We start from the raw sequence: 7,024 nt of genomic DNA, 5'->3' as shown, positions 1-7,024 counted from the left end.
TCTACTCATTAAAGGAGGCGCAGATCGTGATCGGTCTGTGGCAAAACACCTACAACCGCGTCCGACCGCATTCGTCGCTGGGCTATCGGCCGCCCGCGCCCGTCAGCTACCCGGATCTGGCCTTCCGGCTACCCATGGCTGCCACCATGCAGTAGCCTCTCAATCGGCTCGGTCCAAAATACCGGTCAGGTCAGTTCGGATCGACATCGGGATCTAGCTTGACGGTTGCGCGAACCCCTCCTTGGTGGCGACGGATCGTGACAACAACACCACCGACGATCCCCTACGGCTTCGGCGCGGCCTTGAATCGTTCGATAATGCTTGCGGCTACGGTTCTGCTCGATGCTCATTCTATCGTCGCCGGAACGTCGGATCGGGCTTCGGCTATGGTCCGGCTGCTGTCACGTTCCCGGCATTCTGCAACGCTTTTGGAGTGGCCTGGGCTGCTACCGCCACGACACCATCTGGCCGCAATCAACCGAGGCACCAAGCTCCGATGTCCGCACTTACCGTCATGTTCGTTCGTCACGCAGAAAAGGCGGGCGGTTCCTGGTGGCACCACGATTGATGGAGAGACGGACGATAAATCTCTCGTGATCCGTGGGTGGCAGAGGGCTGGTGCTTGGGCTGCGCTGTTCGGGTCCAACCTAAGCAGTGCCGACTACCCTCGTCCCAATGTCATCTATGCGGCCAAGCCTGAGCCCGTGATTAAGAAGGGAAAGTTCAGCCACCGTCCGTTTGAGACTTCCACGCCTCTTACCGAACGGCTGCAGCTCACACTCAGAGCGGACTATGGCGTGTCACAGGAGCACGAACTAGCAGATGAGATTAAGAAGCTGACCGGGGTTGTGATCGTCTTTTGGGAGCACAAGGCCATCGTCACGGATCTGATCCCGGCGTTGAAGGGCTCGCAGATCATTCCTGGAGTTCCTACCAAATGGGACGGTGATCGCTTCGATGTGGCTTTACGGTTCGATAGGGCCGTTCCCGATGCCCCATGGTCGTTTCGCCAACTGTGCCCCCGGCTGATGAGTGGTGATAGCGATGAGCCTTTCTCCGAACGTGAGAGCTAAGCCAACGGACGCTTAAGGGACATGATCAACGCGGCTGACATGTGCCTGCGTCTTGGGGCTTCGGTGGTCGCCGGCATGGTGGTCGGCTTTAATCGGGAGATGCACGCCAAGCCTGTTGGTGTCCGCACGCTTGGCTTGGTCGGTCTTGGGTCCGCTCTGGTAACGATGGCGGGTTCAGGATTCTCGGCCGAAGGTGTCGATGCCAACGCTAGTCGGGCCATCCAGGGCATCGTCACAGGCATCGGTTTCCTGGGCGCGGGCGTCATCGTCAAAGGCGGCAGCAAGTTTCACGTCCACGGGATGACCACGGCCGCGGCAATCTGGGTAACAGCCGCGCTTGGGATTTCGTGTGGGGTCGGTGCCTATCTACCTGTCGCGATAGGGACGGTCCTGCTGCTGCTCCTGCTCTGGATTGGGGGCCGCATTGACCAGATCATCGACGCACGGTGGAAGAGGAAGCACGGCAAGGACTCGGAGAAAGCACAGGTAACAGGACGGGCAGACGCATCGCCTGACTGAAGATCGCCCTTCCACCCAGTCAGCACCCAACCGCGCTTCTCTACGTCATTGCGGCCTGCTCTTGGATCGGCGGATATTGCTGGATTCCAAGGCTGGTCCGATGCGTATCCTATCATCGCTGCGAACGTAGGATCAGGCTTCGGCTATGGTCCATCCCCCGTCACGGTCCCGGAATGATAGCGAGGAAAACGGCTCATAGCGTCGGCCAGCATTGTTAGTGTCGGTGTTTCATACCGTCTCCCCACCGATGCAACACGATGGCCGGTGATCGCGTCCCTGAGCCGTTCTTCGATTCCAACCCCCAGTGCGCGCGTCTTCCAAGTGTGTCGCCAACCATGGTTCGGATCGACCCTGGGATCTAGCTTGACGGTCTCGCACACCCATTCTTGGTGGCGACGGATCGTAACAGCAGCATCCGAGCGCGATTCCCTACCGTTTGGGCCCGGCTCTTGATCGTCGGCTGTTGCTCACTTCTATGATCGGTTCGGTGCCCGTTCTGCCATCTAGGGAATGTGGGATCAGCCTTCGTTAGGACCGTCCTATCATCGTGGTCTGGTCACAATCTGTCACACTGACCCCGGAAAACGCTTCTAATTTCGTCTTCCCCGTGATCGCCGACTATGGTAGCCTATGCTCGCCTAAGACGCTGTGAAGAAATGGTTTTTTGATTGCAGGTGGGTGGTCGGCTTATCGTCGGGGTAGCATGTAGGAGGCCATACTAGGCAATCGCGCTGCGCTACGATCAGGCGGAGAACGACGCCCCCATGGTGCTGGCCAAGGGGAAGGACCTGCTCGCCCTGCGCATCCGCGAGATCGCCGAGCAGCACCGGATCGAGATCGTGGTCGACAAGACCCTGGCCCGGGCGATGTACGACAATGTCGAGATCAACCAGGCGATCCCGGCGGAGTTCTACCGCGCCGTCGCCAACCTCCTCGTCTACGTGATGACGCGCAAGAAGCGCTGAGCGCGCGCCGCCGAGAGGGGGACCCGTTCGGCGGCGCGCGGGCGCGTCACATCGAGCGCCAGGCGCCCGGGCGTCAGGCCTGGCCGCGCTTCGCTTCCCGGCGGAAGCGGTGCAGGACGAACTCGGTGTAGCCGTTCGGCTGGGCTGCGCCCTCGAAGACCAGCGCCTCCGCGGCCCGGAAGGCCGGCCCGTCGAAATCCGGGCCCATCGGCCGGTAGGCCGGATCGCCGGCGTTCTGGCGATCGACGATGCCGGCCATCCGGCGCAGGGCCTCGGCGACCTGGGCGCGGTCGACGATGCCGTGGCGGAGCCAGTTGGCGATGTGCTGGCTGGAGATGCGCAGGGTGGCGCGGTCCTCCATCAGCCCGACATCGTGGATGTCGGGCACCTTCGAGCAGCCGACGCCCTGGTCGATCCAGCGGACCACGTAGCCGAGGATGCCCTGGCAGTTGTTGTCGAGTTCCTCGCGGACGGCCTCGGGCGAGAACGCTTCCGGGGCCAGCGGCAGCGTCAGCATGGCGGCCCGGGTCGCGGGCGCCCGGTCGCGGAGTTCCGCCTGGCGGGCGCGCACGTCGGTCTGGTGATAGTGGAGCGCGTGGAGCGTGGCCGCGGTCGGGGACGGGACCCAGGCCGTGTTGGCGCCGGCCGCCGGATGGTCGCCCTTGGCGGCGAGCATCGCCGCCATCCGGTCGGGGGCGGCCCACATGCCCTTGCCGATCTGCGCGTGCCCCGGCAGTCCGCAGGCCAGACCGGCATCGACGTTGCCGTCCTCGTAGGCCCGGATCCAGGTGGTGGCCTTCATGGCATCCTTGCGGACCACCGGGCCGGCCTCCATGGCGGTGTGGATCTCGTCGCCCGTCCGGTCGAGGAAGCCGGTGTTGATGAAGAACAGGCGGTCGGCGGCGGCGGCGATCGCGGCCCGGAGGTTCGCGCTGGTGCGCCGCTCCTCGTCCATCACGCCGATCTTCAGGGTCCTGGGCGCCAGCCCGAGCAGCGCCTCGACCCGGCCGAACAGTTCCACCGCGAACGCCACCTCGTCGGGGCCGTGCAGCTTCGGCTTGACCATGTAGACCGAGCCGGCCCGGCTGTTGCGCCGAGCTCCGTTCAGGTCGTGCAGGGCGATCAGCGCGGTGACGGCCGCGTCGAGCATCGTCTCGGGGATCTCGGCCCCGTCCAGCGTCACGGCGTCCGTATACATATGGTGCCCGACATGGCGCACCAGCATCAGCGACCGGCCCGGCAGGGTCAGGCTGCCGCCGTCGGGGGCCCTGTAGGTCCGGTCCTCGGCGAGCCGCCGTTCGATGGTGCGGCCACCCTTGGGCAGGCGGGCGACGAGGTCGCCGCGCATCAGGCCGAGCCAGCTGCGATAGACCGCGACCTTGTCGGCGGTGTCCACGGCGGCGACCGAATCCTCCATGTCCATGATGGTCGAGAGGGCGGATTCCAGCACGACGTCGGCGATGCCGGCCGGATCGGTGCGGCCGATCGGGCTGGTCCGGTCGATCCGGATCTCGATATGCAGGCCGTGATGGCGCAGCAGGAGGGTCCCGGGCGCCTGCGCGGCGCCGGTGAAGCCCGTCAGGGTGGCCTCATCCGCGAGCCTGGCCGTCCGGCCGCCGCCGAGATCGACGGCGAGGCGTCCCGCACGCACGGCAAAGCCCGCGGCCTCGGCCCAGGTCCCCCCGGTCAGGGGCACGGCCGCGTCCAGGAACGCCTTGGTCCGGGCGATCACGGCGGCGCCGCGGGCCGGGTTGAAGCCCTGGCCCGGGGCGAGGTCGCCGTCCTGCGGGATCGCGTCGGTGCCGTAGAGCGCGTCGTAGAGGCTGCCCCAGCGGGCGTTGGCGGCGTTGAGCGCGTAGCGGGCGTTCGAGATCGGCACCACGAGCTGCGGGCCGGCGATCGCGGCGATCTCCGCGTCCACGTCCGCGGTGGTGACCCGCACCGAATCGGGCTCCGGCTGCAGGTAGCCGATCTCGGCCAGGAACGCCGCGTAGGCGGCCGGATCGTGCGGCTGGCCCCGGCGGTCGCGGTGCCAGGAATCGATGTCGGCCTGGAGCCCGTCGCGCCGGTCGAGCAGGGCCCGGTTGCGCGGCGCGAGATCCCGGAGGATCGCCGCGAAGCCCGACCAGAACCGGTCCGCGTTCACCCCCGTCCCGGGCAGCGCCTCCTCGGACAGGAAGCGGCGGAGGTCTTCGGCGACGACGAGGCCCGACATGGCGATCCCCTGGGCTGGCGCGCGCTTTTGAGAAAAACTTGAGCGGCGCGTGAAGAATCTTTGACGACCCAGCGATAGAACCCTTGGCTCCCGCGAAAAAGGCGCCAAAAGGGATTTGATTCTTTCCGCGACGTTGAGAATGCGGGTCCCATCGCCCATGCAGGACCACAGCGACCTGGAGATCTTCGCCCGGGTGGTCCGGGCCGGCAGCCTGACCCAGGCCGGGTCCGAGCTCGGCCTGTCGGTGGCGGTGGTCTCGAAGCGGCTGAAGCGGCTGGAGGAGCGGCTGGCGGTGCGGCTGCTGCACCGGACCACACGGCGGGTGGCGCCCACCGATGTCGGCCAGGAATTCTTCCAGCGCATCGCTCCGATCGTCGACGCCATCGCGGAGGCCGAGACCCTGGTCTCGCAGCGGGCCTCCCGGGCGCGGGGGACCCTGCGGGTGACGGCGCCGAGCTCGTTCGGGCGGCTGCACATCGTCCCGCACCTGCGGGCCTTCTTCGCGCTCCATCCCGATCTCGTCCTGAACCTGGAGCTCAGCGACGATTTCGAGCCGATCGTCGAGCGTGGCTACGATCTCGCGATCCGGGTCGGCACCCTGGAGAGTTCCGGGCTCACCGCCGTGCGCCTCGCCCCGGTGCGGCGGGTCCTCTGCGCACGGCCCAGCTATCTCGACGCGGCCGGGCGCCCCGCCGGGCCGGACGACCTGCGCGGCCATGTCTGCCTGGCCACCGAGAACCAGAACCCGTGGCGCCTGGTCGGGCCGGATGGACCCTGCACGGTCGGCGCCGCCGGGCCCCTGCGGACCCATTCCAACGAGGTGGTGCGCGAGGCGGTGATCGGCGGTCTCGGCATCGCGCTGCGCTCCACCTGGGACGTGCACGCGGAGCTGCGCAGCGGCCTGCTGGAGGTGGTTCTGCCCGCCTACACGGCGGCGGCCCAGGCGGGGATCTACGCGGTCTATCCGAGCCGGGCCTTCGTCCCGGCCAAGACCCGGGCCTTCATCGACTTCCTGAAGCGCTCCTACCGGTCGAGCGCCGCCTGGCCGGAACCGTGAGACGCCCTCGCCGTCTCACTGCGCGAAATCGGGATCGGTGCGCGCCAGCATCCGCTTGAACGCCGCCCACTCGTTGTCGGGGGCGCCCTGGACCGCGACGCGGTCGTAGCCGGCGGCATATTGCCCGGCGGTCTTGGCCGCGATGGCGGCGGAGGGGCGGGTGATCGGCGCGCCGGCGGCCTGGATCGCCAGCTGCGCCCGGCACGAGCGCTCCAGGTTGTGCATCAGCTTGAACGCCTCGCCGACCGAGCGGCCGCAGGTCAGCAGGCCATGGTTGCGCAGGACCATGACCGGCTTGTCGCCGAGATCGGCCACCAGCCGCGCCCGCTCGTCGAGGTCGAGGGCGATCCCCTCATAGGCGTGATAGGCGAGCCGGCCGGCGAACTGCATCGACCATTGGTTCAGGGCGAGAAGCCCCTCCTCCTGGCACGAGATCGCCACCCCCGCGACCGTGTGGGTGTGCAGCACGCAGATCGCGTCGTGGCGCGCGGCATGGATGGCGCTGTGGATCGTGAAGCCGGCCGGGTTGATGCCGAGCCCCATCGGATCCTCGAGCACGCGCCCGTCGATATCGACGGTGACGAGGTTGTGCGGCGTCACCTCCTCGAAGCGCATCCCGTAGGGGTTGATCAGGAACCGATGGCCCTCGCCCGGCAGCCGCGCCGAGATGTGGGTGTAGATGCTGTCGTCGAGGCCGAGCCGGTGGATCAGCCGGTAGGCCGCCGCCAGGTCGACGCGCATCGCCTGGATCGCTTCGCGGTCCGGGGCAGTGGAATGGGCGGCTGCGATCATGCGACGGCTCCTGGCTCGGTGAGCGAGATCGCCGACAGGGTGCACCAGGGGCCGCGTGCCGGCAATGCATCGGGGCCGATCGATGGAGTCCTGGATTCACAAGGTCCGGGACCTTGTGCGGGTCCAGGGCGGAGCCCTGGTATCTCGGGGCTCCGCCCCGAACCCCGCCAAAGGGCTCGCCCTTTGGGAACCCCCTCCCCGTCCCAGCCAGAACTTGACAATGTTCCTATTTTGTGCTCATGGTCTCTTGCCCGCCGCGACGCGTCGTGAGACTTCTCGGGGCGCCGGTCCGGTCAGCCGCCGGGTCGGCGGCGGCGGGCCGGTGCCGGTTTGAGGCAGTAGGTTAGTGCGGCTTGCTCAGCATGGTCCGCCATCCCACCGGGTCTGACCTGTTGAAATCGAA

Annotated in this window: 7 protein-coding genes; 5 read left to right on the top strand and 2 right to left on the bottom strand. The window is 67.2% G+C overall.

What is annotated here, in order from left to right:
* From MKL09_RS00055 to MKL09_RS00040, 4 genes are all read left to right on the top strand, one after another.
* A partial coding sequence (locus MKL09_RS00055; protein ID WP_244016817.1) for a transposase occupies nt 1–155 on the top strand: 155 nt, incomplete at its 5' end.
* Between the two features lie 438 nt (nt 156–593).
* Complete coding sequence (locus MKL09_RS00050) at nt 594–1,073, top strand: histidine phosphatase family protein (protein ID WP_244016815.1); 480 nt, start codon at nt 594–596, stop codon at nt 1,071–1,073.
* Nucleotides 1,074–1,094: 21 nt separating this feature from the next.
* The gene (locus tag MKL09_RS00045; protein ID WP_244016813.1) at nt 1,095–1,592 is read left to right on the top strand and encodes an MgtC/SapB family protein; all 498 of its coding nucleotides are present in this window, start codon (nt 1,095–1,097) and stop codon (nt 1,590–1,592) included.
* 725 nt (nt 1,593–2,317) lie between these two features.
* Complete coding sequence (locus MKL09_RS00040) at nt 2,318–2,557, top strand: EscU/YscU/HrcU family type III secretion system export apparatus switch protein (protein WP_313901160.1); 240 nt, start codon at nt 2,318–2,320, stop codon at nt 2,555–2,557.
* Nucleotides 2,558–2,630: 73 nt separating this feature from the next.
* Here MKL09_RS00040 and MKL09_RS00035 read toward each other — a convergent pair whose 3' ends face one another.
* Nucleotides 2,631–4,772, bottom strand: a complete 2,142-nt coding sequence (locus MKL09_RS00035) for a malate synthase G (protein ID WP_244016809.1) — start codon at nt 4,770–4,772, stop codon at nt 2,631–2,633.
* 157 nt (nt 4,773–4,929) lie between these two features.
* Here MKL09_RS00035 and MKL09_RS00030 point away from each other — a divergent pair, with 157 nt between their 5' ends.
* Complete coding sequence (locus MKL09_RS00030) at nt 4,930–5,829, top strand: LysR family transcriptional regulator (protein ID WP_244016807.1); 900 nt, start codon at nt 4,930–4,932, stop codon at nt 5,827–5,829.
* Nucleotides 5,830–5,844: 15 nt separating this feature from the next.
* On the opposite strand, the gene MKL09_RS00025 is transcribed toward MKL09_RS00030, so the two are convergent.
* The gene (locus MKL09_RS00025; RefSeq protein WP_244016805.1) at nt 5,845–6,621 is read right to left on the bottom strand and encodes a class II aldolase/adducin family protein; all 777 of its coding nucleotides are present in this window, start codon (nt 6,619–6,621) and stop codon (nt 5,845–5,847) included.
* Nucleotides 6,622–7,024 lie beyond the last annotated feature (403 nt).

It is taken from the genome of Methylobacterium sp. J-048 (assembly GCF_022829515.1).
Taxonomy (GTDB): domain Bacteria; phylum Pseudomonadota; class Alphaproteobacteria; order Rhizobiales; family Beijerinckiaceae; genus Methylobacterium.
Note: the sequence above shows the minus strand (reverse complement) of the source record. Positions and strands in the feature narration are given on the sequence as shown.